Source organism: Pectobacterium brasiliense (assembly GCF_016950255.1).
GTDB classification, from domain to species: Bacteria; Pseudomonadota; Gammaproteobacteria; order Enterobacterales; family Enterobacteriaceae; genus Pectobacterium; species Pectobacterium brasiliense.
On record NZ_JACGFN010000001.1, the window covers coordinates 1,494,251 to 1,512,355 of the forward strand.

Consider the following 18,105-nt stretch of genomic DNA (forward strand, 5'->3'; position numbering starts at 1 on the left):
TGCCTGTACGTTGGTCTGCTGACAGCGTGACGATGCGGGGGATATCACCACGAATCAGATCAATTCCGCCTGCTGGACGAAACGCTGCAAGTTATTGTAGCCTAGTGTCGCGTACGTCAGCGGGTGCGCGACAGCCGGATCCTGTTCCGCTTCGACCACCAGCCATCCGCTGTAGTTATGGGCTTTCAGGATGCTGAACACCGCCGGATAATCGACGCAACCATCGCCCGGCACGGTAAAGACGCCACTCAGCACTGCGTCCAGAAAACTGGTCTTGCGGTTTTTCACGTCTTTCAGCACGTCTGGACGAATGTCTTTGCAGTGAACGTGATTGATGCGGTGAATCCAGCGCTTCGCCACCGCAACCGGATCGGCACCCGCGAACGTAAAGTGTCCGGTATCCAGCAGCAGCCCGACTTCCGGTCCGGTATGTTCCATCAGATTATCCACGTCTTGCGCGCTTTCAATCACCGTACCCATATGGTGATGATAGGCAATCTGCACGCCCTGACTTTGCGTGTAGCGCGCAAACTCGGTCAGCTTTTTGCCGTATTCCGGCCAGCGTTCTTCGGGGAAACGCGGACGCAGATGGACCGGTTTCTGTTGGTCGCCGTGAATCGCGCCCGTCACTTCGGCAAACACCAGTACCGTCGCGCCGAGGTCGCGCAGCAACGCCAGATGTCCCTGCACCGCTTCAATCTCTTCTTCTACTGAGCGGGTGAGCAGTTCGCCGGAGTACCAGCCGGAGACTAAGCGCAGATCGTGCGCTTGCAAGATCGGCCCCAGCACGCTGGCCTGACGCGGGAATTTATTACCTAATTCAAAACCGGCGAAACCAGCCTGCCGCCCTTCGCTCAGACAGGTTTCCAGCGGGGTGTCCGCGCCCAGAGAAGGCAGATCGTCATTGGTCCAGGTGAGTGGATTAATACCAAGTTGAACGCTCATGTTATGTCCCTTATTCAAACACATAGAAACGGGTTAACCGCGCTGACGCCAGACGGCAATCAGTTGCAGATAGTTATGTTTAACTTGCTCAATCAATTCGGCGTCATCGATCTCGTTACGCAGCCACTTTTGTGCTGGCTGGGCAAACAAGGTACGACCGACAGCAAAACCTTTCACAATCGGGAAGCCTACGGCAGCGCTGAATCCCTGCTGCAACGTTTCCAGCGGCGCATCCAGCCCCAGAATCACCACGCCCCGACAGTAAGGATCGCGCTGCGCCAGCAGCGGTGTCAGTTGCGCCCAGCCTTCGGAGGACAGCGGAGGCAGTTTCCACCAGTCCGGCCGTACGCCGAGGTTGTAGAAGCGTTGGATCGCGCGCAGATAAAGCGCATCACTGTGCGGCATCCCCGCAGGCAGAATGACTTCAAGCAGCAGTTCATGGCCGGATTGACGACAGGCCTGATAGACCTCCATCACCTTCATTTCCTGCTCGCGCCGTAGCGCATGAGCGTCTTCCGGGTGGAAGAACACCAGACATTTCACGACATGTTCTAGCGGCCAGCTCACCAGCTGTGAGCCAATATTGCCGCGCTCCATCATTAACGGGCGCGATCCCGGCAGCTCAATAGGCCGGCCGATCCACCAGCCTTTTCCGGTGATGTCATTCAGCGCATCCTGTCCGAACGTGCCGTCGCACAGCAGACCCGCTTTGCCTTCCAGCCCTGCCTGTTGTGCCGCGTCATAGCTGGCACGCAGAATCAGCTTTTTCAGTGCCGGAATACGGCTGATTTCCGTGCCGCAGTTCAGCGCCATATCTTCCAACTGGCTACGGTGATCGAACGCGATCACGCACAGCTCATGCCACTGTTTACGACGTGTCGTAACACGATGCAGGTGGTTAAGCTCTTCGTCCAAATCAGGACGTGGGACGCTCGCCGCACGGGCTAAATAGTTATCCAGTTCAATCTTGCTTGGCATGGCTGGCGCACAGCCGTGGCGTGATACCACCAGCGCGCCGCAGGCATTAGCGTATGCACAGGCTTTCTCCCAGCCTTCGCCGTTGAGGTAGCCACGCAGCAGGCCGGACATAAACGCATCGCCTGCCCCCAGCACGTTCAGCACATCCACGCGCACGCCTTTGATCGTGATGCCTTTATCCAGATGGTCAGGAATCGCGTCGCTAAACACCGAGCACCCCAGCGCCCCGCGTTTGCACACCAGTTCCGCCTGCGTGTGCTGCCGCACCGTGCGCAGCGCCTGCAAGGTATCCGTGCTGCCGCCCGCAATATGGAACTCCTCCTCGGTGCCGACAATCACGTCGAACAGCGACAGCACCTGCTGCAACTGCTCCGTGACCGCCTGCGCTTCAACAAAACGCGTTTCGCCATCGCCCAGCGACGTCAGCCCCCACAGCACCGGACGGTAGTCGATATCCAACGCCGTTTTCACCCCGTTACGCCGCGCGTATTGCAGCGCCGTTAGCACCGCTTCACGCGTGTTCGGATGAGAGAGATGCGTGCCGGTAATCGCCAGACAGCGTGACGACGCGATGTAATCCTCGGTGAAATCTTCCGGTGAGATCGCCATATCGGCGCAGTTATCGCGGTAGAAAATCAGCGGAAAGGTATCGCGATCTTTAATGCCCAATAGCACCAGCGCAGTCAGACGTTCCTTATCGGTAATCAAATGGCTGGTGTCGCAGCCAACCTGATTCAACTCTTCACGCAGGAAGCGCCCCATATGCTCATCGCCCACCCGCGCCAGCATAGAAGAACGTAACCCCTGTCGCGCCGTGCCGTAAGCCACGTTGCCGGACGACCCGCCCAGATACTTGGCAAAACTGCCCATATCTTCCAGACGCGCGCCGATTTGCTGCCCGTACAGATCGACAGCAACGCGCCCCATGCAAATCACATCAAACGTCTTTTCCTTATTCATAGCGGCCAATCCTGTAAAAATCGCGTAAAAAAAGAAGAAATCACGTCAGCTGACGTATTAGCCCACCTCATCCACATTCACCCAGCGCGCCGTTTCGTGTGACTGCATGATCGCATCCAGAACTCGCGAGACTTTCCAGCCCTCTTCGAAATCCGGCCACATCGGGACGTCAGCCGCAATACCGTCGATCAGATCGCGCACCTCCACCGTTTTCTGATCGTTAAATCCAATACCGTGTCCGGCGCTGGCGCAAAAAGCCGCATAGTCAGGATGCTGCGGCCCGGTCAGCAGCGTTTTAAATCCCTGCCGGTTCTCCGGTTCGTCATGCCGATAGAGTTTCAGCTCCGCCATGCGTTCCTGCGTGTAACTCAGCGTGCCTTTCGTGCCGGTCACGACATAGGTCAGGCCCATTTTTCGGCCGCAGGCGATGCGCGACGTTTCAATCACACCGCGAGCGCCGCTGGCGAACCGCACCATTGCATGCGCCTGATCTTCATTCTCCACCTGTACTAATTCGCTGCTGCCCGGCGCCGTCGGACGCTGCGCAATCACCGTTTGCAGGTCACCACAGACGCTGGCGATATCACCCACCAGATATTGCGCCATGTTGACGATATGCGCCGCCAGATCCCCCAGCGCCCCCAGCCCAGCCGTTTCTTTGAAACAGTGCCAGTCGGCCGGTTTGTTCGGATCGGCCAGATAATCTTCGTTATGCGTGCCGTAAAAATGCACCACTTCGCCAATCTCGCCGCTGGCGATAATCTCTTTGGCCAGCTGTGAGGTCGGGTTCTTCATGTAGTTGAAGCCCACCAGCGTTTTCACGCCCGCCTGCTGCGCGGCGTCAACCATTTCTCGGGCATCACGCGCGTTCAGCGCCAGTGGTTTTTCCGAATAAACGTGCTTGCCGTGCTGGATAGCCGCCATCGCCATCGTCTTATGCAGAAAATTCGGCGCACAGATATCCACCACGTCAATGTCTGGATCCGCCACCAGCGCACGCCAGTCCCCTGTTGAGCGCAGGAAGCCAAACTCCTGCGCCCGTTTGGCCGCCAGATCCGGCGACACTTCTGCCAGCATCGCCTTCACCAGATTGCCTTTCAGCGGGAAGACCGTCGCTGCCTGTGCGTAGGCGATGGCATGCGCACGACCGATATAGCCGGTGCCGATTAACCCAATGCGTACATCCTTCATATCCACCTCGGTGCGAAAAAAGAGTCGGTTCAGATAGCGCCGCGACGGCTCTTGGCGTAGGTGTCGAACGCCACGGCCAGCACGATAATTAACCCGGTAATAATCTGCTGGTAGTAGGCCGATACGTTCATCAACACCAGTCCGTTAATCAGAATCCCCATGATGATCGAGCCGATAATGGTGCCGCTGATCCGGCCGTAGCCGCCCATCAGCGAGGTACCACCGATGACCACCGAGGCGATGACGCGCAGCTCGAAGGTGATCCCCGCGACCGCTTCTGCGCTACCGAGACGGGCGCTGAGAATGAAGCCCGCCAGCCCTGCCAGACAGCCAATCACGACGTAAACGCTGACCAGCACACGCTGCACGTTCACCCCAGCAAGCCGCGCGGCTTCAGTGTTGCCGCCGATGGCGTACACAAAGCGGCCCCAGCGGGTTTTATGCAGCGCCAGATAACCCAGTAAAGCAACCAGTGCGAAGATCCAGATCGGTACCGAAATACCCAGGATCTCGCCTCGCCCCCACCAGCGATAGCCAGGGTCAAAGCCAGCAATCGGCGCACCGTCGTTCATCACCAGCGTTAATCCACGCCAGATCGTCATCCCGCCCAGCGTGACGATGAACGGCGGCAGACGCAGTTTGGTGACACCCAAACCATGCAGGAAACCAATGAAGGTACCCATCGCCAGACAGACGCCCAACGCGACCAGCCAGCTCAAACCGTACCAGGCATCCGGATCGACAGTGGTGAAGTTGTCACCTTTAATGACCGAGGCGGCGGTGATGGCGCACACCGCCAGAATCGAGCCGACGGACAGGTCGATCCCCGCAGTCAGAATGACGAACGTCATCCCCACAGCCATGATGCCGTAGATGGAGACTTCGGTCAGAATGTTGGTGATGTTGCGCTCAGACAGAAAATTGCTGTTCTGCGACTGAAAGAAGATCAGCAGCAGAATCATGAAAATAAATACGCCAAAGCGTTCAAAAAAGGCGATTGGGTCAAAACGTCCACGCGGATTGGACGGCGTAATGCTCTTAGAAAGCGGCTGCTGGGACATGCGTCACCTCCGTTATGCTGCGTGTAATGCGTCGTGGCAAATGGCCATCATCGTCATCAGTTTTTCTTCTGTGGCGTCATCGCCATGAATTTCCCCGCTAATCCGCCCTTCGCTGAGCGTGATAATGCGGTCGGAAATCGCCATGATTTCCGGCAGGTCGGAGGAAATCACAATCACGGCGACGCCCCGTTTCGCCATATCGAACAGCACCTGATGCACCTCAGACTTGGTGCCGACATCGATGCCGCGCGTGGGCTCATCCACAATCAATACTTTGGGATTCAGTGCCATACAGCGGGCAAGAATCACTTTTTGCTGGTTACCGCCCGACAGCTTGCGCACTTCCTGCTCGCTGTTCACCATCTTGATGTGCAGCGCCTGACGGTAGGCCTCAATCAGGTCGTCCTCCTTACGGGTGTCGACAAACCAGCGCCAGCGCATCAGCGATGAGAGATTGGAAAGCGAGATGTTTTCCCTGATCGACAACCCCAGCACCGCCCCCTCTTTCTTACGATCTTCCGGCACCAACGCGATGCCTTGCGACAGTGCATGCAGCGGCGTTGAGGGATAATAGGGTTCGTCATCCAGCACAAATTCACCGGTAGAGAACGCGTCTGCACCAAACAGACAGCGTGCGATTTCCGTGCGTCCCGCGCCTACCAGCCCGGCAATACCGAGCACTTCGCCCGCATGCACCTGGAAGTTGATGTCTTTCAGCGCGATACCGTGCGCATCCAGCGGCGGTTTTTCGCGGCTTAAGCCCTTCACCGCCAGCCGTACCGGCTTATCCTGATGATGCGTTTCCGAAGGCGGACGGCGGTTAAACACCACGTCACGGCCGACCATCAGGCGAATAATCTCCTGCACATTGGTGCTGGCGACATCGCCCGAACCGGTGTAGCGGCCATCCTGAAACACGGTAAACCGATCGCACAGTTGGAAGACTTCGTGTAGCCGGTGCGTGACATACACCACGCTCACGCCACGTCCTTTCAATTCGCGCACCACACGGTGCAGGCTGTCGACTTCACTGTCGCTCAGCGCCGCCGACGGTTCATCCATCACAATCAGCTTGGCGTTCAGCGTCAGCGCTCTGGCGATCTCCACCATCTGCTGCTGTGCCACGCTCAAGCGCGCCACCTGCGTCGTCGGCGCAATGTTCAATTTCAGATAGTCCAGTACCGCTTTCGCCTCGCGATTCACCGCCAGCGCGTCCACGAATACACCGCTGCTCTGCGGCTCGCGTCCCAGGAACATGTTCTCCGCCACGCTCATATTGGGCAGCAGATTAAATTCCTGATAAATGGTGATAATCCCCCGCTTTTGGCGCTCAACGGGCGATTCGAGCGGTAACAGCGTCTCGCCGCCAAACCAGATGTCGCCGCTGGTCTGCGGCTGCGCCCCTGCCAGCGCCTTCAACAGCGTCGATTTACCCGCGCCGTTTTCTCCCAATAGCGCATGGATCTCTCCCGGCTGCACGGTCAGCTGTACGTTGCTCAGCGCCCAAACACCGGAGAAGCTCTTTGCCAAGTTGGTAATGTTCAGTAGGGGTTCCGTCATGTTTACCTTCCTCCCGCAAGGCCGCGCGAACGCGGCCTGCTGAATACCTTTATTGATTACGTAGAAAACGACTTATTTACCCGCTTCGCCAATACGTTCAGCATCGTTCAGGTTATCTTTGGTAATCATGGTCGGTTGGTAGTCTGCCCCGGTGATAGGCGCTTTACTGCGGATGTTATTGGTCAACTGTGTCAACGCAGTGGTCACCGCGTAACCCGGACGTTGATCGGCAGTCACAGCCAGCCAGCCGTCTCGCACGCGAGCCAGCGCTTCCGGCACGGCGTCAAAGCCGGTCACCATCACGTCGCCGGGTTTCAGGCCTTGCCCTTGTAACGCTTCAATCGCGCCCAACGCCATGTCGTCATTCGCAGAGAGGATCACCTGTGGGCGTTTAGGCAGCGAAGGAAAAACGCTTTCCACGATGCGCATCCCTTCGGAACGCATCCAGTTCCCTGTCTGGTCCGCAACGATGTGGTATTTGCTGCCACCCGCTTTCAGGCTGTCGCGAATCCCCTGCGTACGCTCGATGTTAGAAGACGAACCCGGTTGACCGGTCAGCAGAATGATCTCTGCACCATCTGGGAATTTGGTTTTGACATAGTCGGCAATCGCCTGACCGCCTTTATAGTTATTGGCACCAAAGTGCGGCACTTCTTTTTCCGTTTTTACCGAACGATCCAGCGTCACCACGGGCAGCTTGGCATCCTGAATGTCGGTAACAGCGCTGGACACGGCGTTAACGTCATTCGGCGATACAACAAAGCCCTGCGCCCCACGCGTAATGGCATTTTCCAAGTCGGCGGCCTGCTTCGGTGAGCTACCCTGCCCATCCAACACCTGCAAATTCACGCCCAGTTCTTTGGCGGCTTTAACAGCGGTGCGCTGCATATGTACTTCAAACGGCATAGCGAGATTCGGCGTACTGAAAACGATTTGTTCATTTTGGGCCTGAGCAAAACCAGACAGACCCAGTGCGATGGCGATTGCGGAAACGCTGATGATCTTTTTCATATGTCTTTTCTCTGCTTCTGTTATGAGTATGGGTGTAGGGTTGAAAGCAGGTAAAACGCGATGTGCCGATGCCGATACGGTTACACGGCGACCTCCTTGCCTTGAGCCAGTGATTCAAAGGCTTTATCCGCCAGATTCAGCGCACGCTCACCGTCCAGCCCGGAGCATTCCGGCTGCGTGCGGCCATTCAGCACGTCGACAAAGTGCTGCCACTCTGCCGCGTAGGCGGCGTGATAGCGTTGCAGGAAGAAATATTCGGGTTTCGCCGCCAGACAACCGTCGTCGGTCCACTGCTCAACCACGTTTTCGCGGATGTTGCCTGCGCTGAGCACGCCTTTCGCGCCATGCAATTCGAGGCGTTGATCGTAGCCGTAGCCGGAGCGGCGGCTGTTGACGATGGTCGCCATCGCGCCAGAGGCGAATTTGAGCACGATGAATGCGGTATCGATGTCGCCCGCTTCACCAATCGCCGGATCGACCAGATTGCTGCCTTGCGCAAAGACCGACACGGGTTCTTCGCCCATAATGAAACGCGCCATATCGAAATCATGGATCGTCATGTCGCGGAACATCCCGCCGGAAACGCGGACGTACTCGGCAGGCGGCGGCGACGGATCGCGGGAGATAATCAGGAGAGATTCCGGCTTGCCGATGCTGCCTTCGCCAGCCAGCGTTTTGACACGGCGGAATTGCGGGTCGTAGCGGCGGTTGAAACCGACAAACAACGGCACGTTCTGCTGTTTGACGACGGTCAGGCAATCGCGAACGCGGGCAATATCCAGATGCACCGGTTTTTCACAGAAAATGGCTTTGCCATGTTTGGCGGCCAGCTCAATCAGGTCGGCGTGCGTGTCGGTCGCGGACGCAATCAGGACGGCGTGTACCGCCGGATCGTTCATGACCTCATCCACGGTTTGCACTTTGGTGTGGTAGCGTTCAGCCAGCGCCGTGGCATTGGTTGGGTTGGGATCGACTACCGCGTACAGGTTGGTTTCTTTGTGTGCCGCGATGTTCACTGCATGGACCTGACCGATGCGGCCCGCGCCCAGTAAAGCGATGTTAAACATAGGTGCTCCCTTGCTGCCTGAGTGGCGTTTAATGCCAGACTGAAAAAGTGACGGATAACGGCTAGTCGCATTCTCCCCAGCCCCATCATCACCCGCTCTTTACCGCGAATCCTGATAGGTAAAATAAAACATTTATTTCAGTTTTGTATAAATTGAAAATTATGTTTTTGCGCGCCAGTTAACATTTTCATGACATCTTCGCTGTTTTCTGCAACCCCAATCACACATCGAATGAGCATGTCTGTGGCGGTATACCGGAATGTCAGAGGAACAGTCAGACGCTAGCGCACAGCAGGAAGGAAAATGAAACCGTGGTTTGAAAATGAAATGGATATTTCAGATTGATTCAGGAGTATAGGGAAGGATTAGGCAACACTACAGATCGCAAACTTCATCTGCACAGACTGTCTCTTCATCACATTTTATGCAGATTCAGAGACCGTTTCGTGCGCTACAATACAGCCATTCCATGCCACCTCGTAGCACGCGCCCGACACAGGGCGGCTCAGTTGCCGTCGCCCTGTGAACCCTGGCTTTCGGCTAAATTATGTCGCGGCGCGATGCCTTCGTAGGTATCAGGCTTCACGGACCGCTTGCGACACGTTCCCGACGTGGCGCAAGCTTTCGCCGCGTCCATGCGGCTCATCCTAAGCCTGCTATCTCCTCAGCATAATTTTTTACGCCCGATAACGCCCAACCCCACTAGCGCCCCTACATCATTGTAACTAAGAGACAGTGATGCTGGGGAGATCACCTAATATTGCCGTGCGCGGGAAAGCGCGGCTTTCACGTTATTGGCCGCAGATTCAATCTCTGGATTATCCGCAACCTGCGCCGTGCCAGTGCGCCACCAGGATTCGTAGCCGTGCGTCATGGTCTTCGGTAGCACCTTGATGTCGAGCAGCACCGGCCCCGCATGTTGGCGTGATTCCACCAGAGCCTGCCTGAGCGAGGCTTCATCGTGCACTCGCCACGCTTTGCAGCCGTAGCTTTCCGCATTCTTGGCAAAATCCACCGGAATAAGTGCACCGCGCAGTTGCCCCGATTCCGTATCACGGTAGCGGTTTTCCGTACAGAAGCTGCCCATTCCCTGACTCATTTGCAGGTTGTTAATACAGCCAAAACCCGCGTTGTCGAACAGTAGCACGGTGATTTTGATGCCCTCCTGCACCGCCGTTTGCAGTTCGGTGTGAAGCATCAAATAGGAACCGTCGCCGACCATCGCGTAGACCGGCTGTTGCGGTGCCGCAAGGCGTGCACCAATCGCTGCCGCAATTTCGTATCCCATACACGAGTAGCCGTATTCCAGATGATAACTGTCCGGCGTTTTCACCTGCCACACGCGCTGTAGATCGCCCGGCAACGAGCCCGCCGCGCCCACCACAACCGCGTTATCTTCCAGCTCTTCATTCAGTATGCCCAGCACGCGCGTTTGCGTCAGATGGGTATTCAACATCTGGCGATATTCATCCAGTTTGTCTTCCAGACCATCCACCACTTCCGGCACCAGTTCGCCTTTGTCCTGCACGGTAAACAATCGCTGTAGCTCGCGCTCCCATTCCACACGCGCCTGTTCAACGGCCTGCTGCCAGCCGCTACGATACGACGCCGTCGCCAGCCGTTCGGCCAGCGCCTCCAGCCCGACGCGCGCATCGGCGATCAGGGGTAACGCATCCAGTTTTAGCGCATCAAACTCGGCAACGTTAAGCAGTAAAAATTCGACGTTCGGGTTCTGAAATAGCGACTTGGAGCCAGTGGTAAAATCGGTTAAACGCGTCCCGACGCCGATAATCAGATCCGCCTCTTGTGCCAGTCGATTCGCCGCCAGCCCACCCGTCACGCCAATACCGCCACAGTTCAGCGGATGTGAGGAAATAATCGCGCCTTTGCCCGCCTGCGTTTCGCCAAACGGAATCGCAAACTGCTCAGCAAACTGCGCCAGCGCATCATGCGCGCCGGAATAACGTACGCCGCCGCCGCAAATCAGCATCGGACGGCGCTTGCTCGCAATCAGCGCCGCCGCCTCATCCAGCCGTGCCGCATCCGGCGGACGGCGTTCAAGGTGATGGACGCGCTTGCGGAAGAACGATACCGGATAATCCCAGACTTCCGCCTGCACATCCTGCGGTAAACACAGCGTTACCGCGCCAGTATCGGCCGGATCGGTCAGCACACGCATGGCATTAATCAGCGCACTCATCAGCTGTTCAGGACGATTAATGCGATCCCAATAGCGGGAAACGGGTTTGAAGCAGTCATTAGTGCTAATCGACAGATCGTGATATTGCTCGACCTGCTGCAGAACCGGATCCGGCTGACGGCAGGCGAAGAGATCGCCGGGCAGTAGCAGCACCGGAATGCGGTTGGCGGTGGCGGTCGCCGCAGCAGTTACCATATTTGCCGCCCCCGGCCCCACCGATGAGGTCACCGCATAGATTTTCCGCCTCTTGTGCTGTTTAGCGAATCCGACCGCGATGTGCGCCATTCCCTGTTCGTTGCACCCCTGATGCACGGTGAGACGATTCGCCTCCTGCTCCAGCGCCTGACCGATGCCCAGCACATTGCCGTGACCAAAAATGGTCATAACGCCCTGCACAAAGGGGGATTCTTCACCGTCTACGCTGAGGTACTGCTGGTTGAGAAACCTGACCAGCGCTTGCGCCATGGTGATGCGACACGTATCCATTGATCTACTCCTTCACGTAAGGGAGGATTAAAACGACTGATCCCTGCTGCAATATAGAGATACACGGGTATACCACGGGGCGAGGTGTCCCTGCGGGAACCTCATCCCCGTGTTCCCCCTAAAACTACACATTATTGATGCAGCCCATTTTCGACTCTTGTTATCGTTACCAACGTGACATACATCCTCACTCCAGCGTGGGCATGACGAAGCTGCTGGTGTGGTGTTCCAGACGGACACTGGCGGGCCAGCGGCTAGTGACGGTTTTCATACGGGTGTAGAAGCGCACGCCATCATTGCCGTGGACATTCAGCGGCCCAAAAATGGAACGTTTCCAGCCGCCAAAGCTGTGGAACGCCATCGGTACCGGAATCGGTACGTTCACGCCGACCATACCGGCCTGTACCTCTTCGCAGAACTGACGCGCCGTTTCACCATCGCGGGTAAAAATAGCGGTGCCGTTGCCGTATTCATGGTTGTTAATCAGCGTCACCGCCGTCTGGTAATCCGGCACGCGTACTACGGACAGCACCGGGCCAAAAATTTCTTCCTGATAGATCTTCATCTCTGGCGTGACGTTGTCGAACAACGTCGGCCCGATGAAGTAGCCTTGCGGGTGCCCCTGTACGGACAGCGTGCGCCCATCGATACGCAGCGTCGCACCCTGATCGACACCGCTTTGAATATAGTCGGCAATCTTCGCCCGGTGCGGCGCGCTGATCACCGGCCCCATTTCATTTTCCTGCCCGTCAACCAGACCTGGCCCAACGCGCATTGCTTTGATCTGTGCACTCAGACGCTGATGCAGCGCTTCCGTCGTGTCATCACCAACGGCGACCACCACCGACAACGCCATACAACGCTCGCCCGCCGCACCAAACGCCGCGCCCATAATCGCGCTGGCCGCCATGTCCATGTCGGCATCCGGCATCAGGATACAGTGGTTTTTCGCCCCGCCCAGCGCCTGGCAGCGTTTACCGTGCGCCGACGCCGTCTGATAAATGTATTCCGCCACCGGCGTCGAGCCCACAAAGCTCACCGCCTGCACGCGCGGATCGGTCAGCAGAACGTCCACCGCTTCTTTGTCGCCCTGAACGACGTTAAACACGCCGTCCGGCAGACCCGCTTCTTTCAGCAGTTGCGCTAACAGCAGCGAGAGCGACGGATCTTTCTCCGACGGCTTAAGCACAAAGGTATTACCGGTCGCCAGCGCAATCGGGAACATCCACATTGGCACCATCGCCGGGAAGTTGAACGGCGTAATCCCGACGCACACGCCGAGCGGCTGCATGAGTGAATGGCTATCCACTCCGGTACCGACATTCGCCGAGTGTTCACCTTTTTGCAAATGGGGAATACCGCAGGCAAATTCAACGACTTCCAGACCGCGAGTCACCTCCCCCACGGCATCGGAATAGACCTTGCCGTGCTCCTGTGAAATCAGCCGGGCCAGCGTATCCATGCGTTCTTCCAGCAGCGCTTTGAAGCGAAACAATACGCGTGCACGGCGCAGCGGAGAGTGTTTTGACCACGCAGGGAATGCCGCCGCCGCGCTGGCAATAGCCTGCTCGACTTCCGCCTTATCAGACATCACAACCTGGCGAATCTGCTCGCCCGTCGCAGGGTTATACACCGCGGCGTAGCGCTGGCTGTTGCTGGAGGCAATCGCCCCCTGAATGAAGTTAGATACGGTTTCCATGTTTATACCTTTGTGGGTTTTGAGGAGACAAACGGCTGCTATCGGATTACAGTATATGAAATGAATATTCCATTTAACGTAAAAATAAAATAAATGTTGATTATTGTGATCCGCTGCGAGTTTTTATGTAAACTTGAAGACAGCCGTCCATAAAGGCAGGCGAGCAGCCTCTGAAAATAGTCTTATCGATAAAAGGTGTGCCGTCGGAAATGTCGTACAGATAAAACAGCCGTATCCAGAAATGAATTTTCTGTTCCGTTTCAGGCGCCAGTCATGACATCGCCCTAATGGGATAGGTTCTTATACGTCTTTGGGAGATAACCCGATATGCCCATGGCAACCAGCCTGAGAGAATTACAGGAACAGATCCGCGAGCGTTATGATTCGCTCAGCAAGCGGTTACAGCAGGTGGCGCACTATGTGTTGGATAACACCAACAGCATCGCTTTCGATACCGTCGCAGTGATCGCCGAGCGCGCTGACGTTCCCCCCTCAACCTTGATTCGCTTCGCCAACGCCTTTGATTTCAGCGGTTTCAACGAAATGAAACAGCTATTCCGTATGAATCTGGTGGAAGAAACCGCCAGCTATACTGACCGAGCGCGGCTGTTTCGAGCGATGGAAGCTGACGCCGTGCCAGAAACGCCGCTGGATATTCTGCATGAGTTTGCCCGCTCAAACGCGCAGGCGATGCAACAGCTAGCAGCACGTACCCCACAAGAGGATCTGCAAAAAGCCGTCGATTTGCTGGCTCAGGCGGAAACGATCTATATCGTCGGGCTACGGCGTTCGTTCAGCGTCGCCACTTACCTCACCTATGCGCTTAGTCATTTGGAAAGCAGCCCGATTCTGGTTAACGGGTTGGGAGGCATGTTTCGCGAACAGCTCAGCCGTGTCAGTTCACGCGATGTGGTGGTTTCCATCAGCTTCTCGCCCTATTCACAGGAAACCGTGATGGTCAGTGAGATGGCCGCGAAGGCCGGCGCGCGGCAAATCGTGATTACCGACAGTCAGATCAGTCCGCTGGCAACGCTCAGTGACGTTTGCTTTGTCGTGAAGGAAGCGCAGGTTGATGCGTTCCGTTCACAGTCTGCCACGCTGTGCTTGGTGCAATCGCTGATGGTATCGCTGGCCTACAGACAGGGAAACGGTGCAGATCAGAGTGAAAAACAGCAGCGCGGCTAGCCGGAACCATTTAACCAGCAGGACTCACAGAGAGGGAGAGCCATTTTATGCTTAAAGTGATCGCACAGGATTTTATTAAGCCTGAGTGCATTGAGGCAGTCATGCCGCTGTACCGCGAATTAGTAGAGAAAACCCGACAGGAGCCGCTGTGCATCTCCTATGAGCTTTTTATCAATCAGAAAGATCCGGGGCATTTCACCTTTATCGAAACCTGGCCGGATAGAGCCGCGCTGGATATTCACTGTCAGACTGAGCATTTCCAGCGGCTGGTTCCGATGATCAATAGCCACCAGCGTGCCGAGTGCACCTTCCTGCTGATGGATCCGTTCGACAGTACTCTCCCCACCGTTTGAATTAATCTGACTTTAGGTCGCAGGGCGGCCTAATATCGCCGCTATTCCCCCGCTATTCTGCTTCGTTTCACGCCAAATTTTAATTCATTTATTTTGAACTAAAATCTCAATTTTTTCTCATTTAACATTATTCACAACCGGATAATATACGCAAACCCGCAGATAACTGGCAGATTAACCGTTATCTCAGCAGGGTAATGAATATCAAACAAATTAAATAATTTGATAATCATTTAATGATTCTACCTATGCACGCTTATCCTGGCCAACAACTACAAAGGATAAAAAGTGCGTCGGTAGAGACGGCTCTCATTCAGGAGGAATCGATGTTTAAACTAAAACAGGTGGTCGCATTTACGGCGCTAATGGCGACGGCAGCGGCCAGCTATGCGGCAGTAGAGGCCGATAAACGCCCGATTAACGAGCTTTATCAAAATGCGTTACGGGAAGGCGGTATTGTGACCGTCTATGCGGGCGGTGACACGCCAGGTCAACAGGATGGCATCAAACAGGCGTTTGAAAAACGCTTTCCGGGCATGAAACTCAACGTCATTGTGGACTACAGCAAATTCCACGATGCTCGTATTGATAACCAACTGGCGACGAAGACGCTGGTGCCGGATGTGGTACAGCTACAAACCTTGCAGGATTACCCACGCTGGAAAAAAGAAGGCGTGCTGCTGAACTACAAACCTATCGGTTGGGACAAAGTATACCCTGCATTTAAAGACAAAGATGGTGCCTGGACCGGTGTCTTTGTCGATGCGTTCAGCAACGTAGTCAATACCAAGCTGATTGCCGAAAATGCCTGGCCGACAGAAGCCAATGACTATTTACGTCCCGATCTAAAAGGCAGCATTGTCTTAACCTACCCGAACGATGACGACGCCGTGCTGTTCTGGTTTAAGCAGGTCGTGGATAAATACGGCTGGGAGTATGTCGCTAAATTCAAAGAACAGAATCCGGTTTATGTTCGCGGTACGCAGGCTCCCGCAGACGATGTTGAAAGCGGTAAATCAGCGGCAACCTTCTCAACCGACGGCGCACTGGCTCCCGATCAAAACGCGAATTCGCGCTTCGTTCTGCCCAAAAGCGATCCGTTTGTTTCCTGGGCACAGCGTGCCGCTATTTTCAAACAGGCTAAACACCCGGAAAGCGCCAAGCTCTATCTGAGCTGGCTGCTGGATAAAGAGACGCAGAGCAATGTCTGGTATATGTGGTCGGTGCGTACTGACGTGGCACCACCTGCTGGTTATAAACCTATCTGGGAATATAAGAACACCAGTCCACAGGCTTTTGCCGACTTCATGAGCGATCGTGCCGCGGTAGAGTCATTCCGTGCCCAGATCGGTTTATATCTCGGCGAAGTGAAAGGTGAGCCGTCTCCGGGTAACCTGGGACTGCATCCCAAAGAAGCATTACCGCACTAAAGATTTTCCCCGCATGATGTGTACCTAACACATCTGGCCCAGCTTTAGAAAAAGCCCTTATCGCCAAAAAAACGATAAGGGCTTATTTGTCACTTTCGGTGTTCAGCGTTCAGCACTCATTGGCTGGTGGAAGACTGCTGTAAATAATCCGTCAAAAAGTGTTCTGGGTTACCCTGTTCGGACAGCGATTTGCTGTAACCAATGCGCACAGGCTGCGCCTCACCGGGTAAGTAGAGTTCGCCATATCCCTGATTCATGATCAGCACCACGAACTTTTTATGATCAACCTCTAGCCAATAGCGTGTCCCACTGGCTTGCTTTTCAACGTTCATCTTTTGGATTTTGGTATTCCACTGATGATCGATACCGGTAATTTGTACCAACGCCGTGGAGTCAGCCGGCTCACCAATACGTAGCGTCCAGACCTGCGCCCCTTCTGTGCCTTCATAGGCTTTGATCAGCGTCGCAATGGGTGGACGTGGCGTTTCTGCCGCAGCCACACGGGCAAATGAGAAGAGGCAAATCAGTAGAATAAACAATCCACTCAATGTAGTTCGTAGCATGGTCATGATTCAGTCCCTGTTTATGGCACCCGGTGCCCTGTAAAAATACATCGTCTATCGATACCGACGATCCTGAATCCCCGTTAATGAGCAGGGAACAGAGTCTTGAATAGTATCACAACCCCCGAACATCGGCCTGTAGACTGGAATGTTCAAGCAACTTCGGTTCGGCGGCGGCCTTTATTTTTTGCCCGATAGAGCGCCATATCCGCGGCCTTTAACCAGTCCATATATTGGACCATTTCCGGTGAAATCTCCGCAATGCCGACACTGACAAACACCGCCAGCTGCGGGGTCTGGTTCAGGAACTTCAGCGACAAACTCTCCCGAATGCGATTCACGGCGTCCAGCGCCTCTCCCGCGCTGGTTTGCGGTAAAATAACGGCAAACTCATCTCCGCCGAATCGCCCAATGACATCCGTTTCCCGAAAGCCGGATGTCAGTTCACGCGCCAGCAGCAAAATCGCCTGATCGCCGACGTTATGCCCAAAGTTATCGTTAAAGGCTTTAAAATGGTCGATATCAAACAGGACTAACGTCGCCGTACGCTTATAACGCTGGCAAATATCATACTCATGCTTCAGCAGACGCTCCCAGTGATGACGGTTATAGAGGCTGCTCATGCCGTCATGAATACTGACTTCCATCAGCATACGTTTGTGTTCCGCCAGTTTCAGCGCGGTGGCATAGGTCACGTAGCCCAGAGAAATCGGGTAGATCAGCAACATCGGCAGGCAGGCATAAATCTGTATGGGTGTCGTATCCAGCGAAACAGGCACCGCAAACAGCACAAGAGTCAGCGCGCAGCTCACACACAACAATACGATACCCTGCACAAACAGCTTTATCCCACCGCCAGCCGTACAGTTCATCCCAACCATCGCGACAATCAGGGCGCTGGGCAGAAGATTCACGCCCATAAATCCTATCCAGATGCCGCCAAATACCACATCAAGCAATAAATTACGCTTCTCGCACCGCATAGGGTCGCGTGACCGCAGGGACAACATGTAAGCAATGTGAGGCCAGATGAAGGTATTAAGAAAGAGCAGCACCCACAGTAGCGTAGGCACAGACTTGGTCATCAGGACCGAGGATATAAAGAGAGAACAGAGGATCGTACCGACAATCCGTGGAATATAGACTCGCTGGGAAAAGCGTAGCCCTGAGCGACGTACATCTACCGTCAAAAACATTGGCGGTGAGGCTGACATAACGACCCCCATGCGGTTCACGAACAAATAGCGAGAAAAAAGAACATTATGGCTGAAAGCCTGTCAGCAACAGTGAGCAATTTTTGAATTTATTTTGTTACATAACGAAACGAACTGATGCCGTAAGGGTTGGAGAGAGTAGCACGGATGTTAACGGTAGCTGGTCTTACCCGTGACTTTCGTTCCGCTTATTGCCGTAGGG

The 18,105-nt window shown here is 55.2% G+C and carries 14 protein-coding genes; 3 read left to right on the forward strand and 11 right to left on the reverse strand.

All coding sequences use genetic code 11. The features are described from left to right. Positions 1 to 54 precede the first annotated feature (54 nt). The 9 genes from iolE to H4F65_RS06625 all read right to left on the reverse strand — a co-directional run bounded on the left by iolE (position 55) and on the right by H4F65_RS06625 (position 13,158). Entirely contained in the window at positions 55 to 945 is an 891-nt protein-coding gene (gene iolE / locus H4F65_RS06585; protein ID WP_010281447.1) for a myo-inosose-2 dehydratase, read from the reverse strand. Between the two features lie 33 nt (positions 946 to 978). Then, complete coding sequence (locus H4F65_RS06590; protein WP_010281444.1) at positions 979 to 2,883, reverse strand: bifunctional 5-dehydro-2-deoxygluconokinase/5-dehydro-2-deoxyphosphogluconate aldolase; 1,905 nt, start codon at positions 2,881 to 2,883, stop codon at positions 979 to 981. Between the two features lie 57 nt (positions 2,884 to 2,940). Beyond that, positions 2,941 to 4,074 carry a Gfo/Idh/MocA family protein gene (locus H4F65_RS06595; protein ID WP_010281440.1) on the reverse strand — a complete coding sequence of 378 codons (1,134 nt, stop codon included), beginning with the start codon at positions 4,072 to 4,074 and terminating at the stop codon, positions 2,941 to 2,943. A 29-nt stretch (positions 4,075 to 4,103) separates the two neighbouring features. Continuing rightward, a complete protein-coding gene (locus tag H4F65_RS06600; protein ID WP_010281439.1) occupies positions 4,104 to 5,135 on the reverse strand; it encodes an ABC transporter permease in 1,032 nt (343 codons plus the stop codon). A gap of 12 nt (positions 5,136 to 5,147) precedes the next feature. Then, a complete protein-coding gene (locus tag H4F65_RS06605) occupies positions 5,148 to 6,695 on the reverse strand; it encodes a sugar ABC transporter ATP-binding protein (RefSeq protein WP_010281438.1) in 1,548 nt (515 codons plus the stop codon). A 72-nt stretch (positions 6,696 to 6,767) separates the two neighbouring features. Then, positions 6,768 to 7,706 (reverse strand): substrate-binding domain-containing protein, encoded by a 939-nt coding sequence (locus H4F65_RS06610; RefSeq protein ID WP_010281437.1) that lies wholly within the window; start codon positions 7,704 to 7,706, stop codon positions 6,768 to 6,770. A gap of 80 nt (positions 7,707 to 7,786) precedes the next feature. Further along, entirely contained in the window at positions 7,787 to 8,773 is a 987-nt protein-coding gene (gene iolG, locus H4F65_RS06615) for an inositol 2-dehydrogenase (protein ID WP_010281436.1), read from the reverse strand. 754 nt (positions 8,774 to 9,527) lie between these two features. Beyond that, the gene (gene iolD / locus H4F65_RS06620; RefSeq protein WP_010281431.1) at positions 9,528 to 11,459 is read right to left on the reverse strand and encodes a 3D-(3,5/4)-trihydroxycyclohexane-1,2-dione acylhydrolase (decyclizing); all 1,932 of its coding nucleotides are present in this window, start codon (positions 11,457 to 11,459) and stop codon (positions 9,528 to 9,530) included. Positions 11,460 to 11,646: 187 nt separating this feature from the next. After that, positions 11,647 to 13,158 carry a CoA-acylating methylmalonate-semialdehyde dehydrogenase gene (locus tag H4F65_RS06625; protein ID WP_010281428.1) on the reverse strand — a complete coding sequence of 504 codons (1,512 nt, stop codon included), beginning with the start codon at positions 13,156 to 13,158 and terminating at the stop codon, positions 11,647 to 11,649. Between the two features lie 327 nt (positions 13,159 to 13,485). On the opposite strand from H4F65_RS06625, the gene H4F65_RS06630 reads away from it, so the two are divergent. From H4F65_RS06630 to H4F65_RS06640, 3 genes are all read left to right on the forward strand, one after another. Further along, a complete protein-coding gene (locus tag H4F65_RS06630; RefSeq protein WP_010281425.1) occupies positions 13,486 to 14,343 on the forward strand; it encodes a MurR/RpiR family transcriptional regulator in 858 nt (285 codons plus the stop codon). A 47-nt stretch (positions 14,344 to 14,390) separates the two neighbouring features. Then, on the forward strand, positions 14,391 to 14,696 hold the full coding sequence (locus H4F65_RS06635; RefSeq protein WP_010281423.1) for a putative quinol monooxygenase: 306 nt from the start codon (positions 14,391 to 14,393) through the stop codon (positions 14,694 to 14,696). Between the two features lie 326 nt (positions 14,697 to 15,022). After that, the gene (locus tag H4F65_RS06640; protein ID WP_010281412.1) at positions 15,023 to 16,126 is read left to right on the forward strand and encodes an ABC transporter substrate-binding protein; all 1,104 of its coding nucleotides are present in this window, start codon (positions 15,023 to 15,025) and stop codon (positions 16,124 to 16,126) included. A 116-nt stretch (positions 16,127 to 16,242) separates the two neighbouring features. On the opposite strand, the gene H4F65_RS06645 is transcribed toward H4F65_RS06640, so the two are convergent. After that, positions 16,243 to 16,695 carry a hypothetical protein gene (locus H4F65_RS06645; protein WP_010281407.1) on the reverse strand — a complete coding sequence of 151 codons (453 nt, stop codon included), beginning with the start codon at positions 16,693 to 16,695 and terminating at the stop codon, positions 16,243 to 16,245. Positions 16,696 to 16,841: 146 nt separating this feature from the next. Next, the gene (gene adrA / locus H4F65_RS06650) at positions 16,842 to 17,903 is read right to left on the reverse strand and encodes a diguanylate cyclase AdrA (protein WP_039319221.1); all 1,062 of its coding nucleotides are present in this window, start codon (positions 17,901 to 17,903) and stop codon (positions 16,842 to 16,844) included. Between the last annotated feature and the right edge of the window lie 202 nt (positions 17,904 to 18,105).

What these genes read in the sequence shown, in the direction of transcription:
- iolE (WP_010281447.1), bottom strand. Translation starts at nt 945, where the DNA reads ATGAGCGTTCAACTTGGTATTAATCCACTCACCTGGACCAATGACGAT.
- H4F65_RS06590 (WP_010281444.1), bottom strand. Translation starts at nt 2,883, where the DNA reads ATGAATAAGGAAAAGACGTTTGATGTGATTTGCATGGGGCGCGTTGCT.
- H4F65_RS06595 (WP_010281440.1), bottom strand. Translation starts at nt 4,074, where the DNA reads ATGAAGGATGTACGCATTGGGTTAATCGGCACCGGCTATATCGGTCGT.
- H4F65_RS06600 (WP_010281439.1), bottom strand. Translation starts at nt 5,135, where the DNA reads ATGTCCCAGCAGCCGCTTTCTAAGAGCATTACGCCGTCCAATCCGCGT.
- H4F65_RS06605 (WP_010281438.1), bottom strand. Translation starts at nt 6,695, where the DNA reads ATGACGGAACCCCTACTGAACATTACCAACTTGGCAAAGAGCTTCTCC.
- H4F65_RS06610 (WP_010281437.1), bottom strand. Translation starts at nt 7,706, where the DNA reads ATGAAAAAGATCATCAGCGTTTCCGCAATCGCCATCGCACTGGGTCTG.
- iolG (WP_010281436.1), bottom strand. Translation starts at nt 8,773, where the DNA reads ATGTTTAACATCGCTTTACTGGGCGCGGGCCGCATCGGTCAGGTCCAT.
- iolD (WP_010281431.1), bottom strand. Translation starts at nt 11,459, where the DNA reads ATGGATACGTGTCGCATCACCATGGCGCAAGCGCTGGTCAGGTTTCTC.
- H4F65_RS06625 (WP_010281428.1), bottom strand. Translation starts at nt 13,158, where the DNA reads ATGGAAACCGTATCTAACTTCATTCAGGGGGCGATTGCCTCCAGCAAC.
- H4F65_RS06630 (WP_010281425.1), top strand. Translation starts at nt 13,486, where the DNA reads ATGCCCATGGCAACCAGCCTGAGAGAATTACAGGAACAGATCCGCGAG.
- H4F65_RS06635 (WP_010281423.1), top strand. Translation starts at nt 14,391, where the DNA reads ATGCTTAAAGTGATCGCACAGGATTTTATTAAGCCTGAGTGCATTGAG.
- H4F65_RS06640 (WP_010281412.1), top strand. Translation starts at nt 15,023, where the DNA reads ATGTTTAAACTAAAACAGGTGGTCGCATTTACGGCGCTAATGGCGACG.
- H4F65_RS06645 (WP_010281407.1), bottom strand. Translation starts at nt 16,695, where the DNA reads ATGACCATGCTACGAACTACATTGAGTGGATTGTTTATTCTACTGATT.
- adrA (WP_039319221.1), bottom strand. Translation starts at nt 17,903, where the DNA reads ATGTCAGCCTCACCGCCAATGTTTTTGACGGTAGATGTACGTCGCTCA.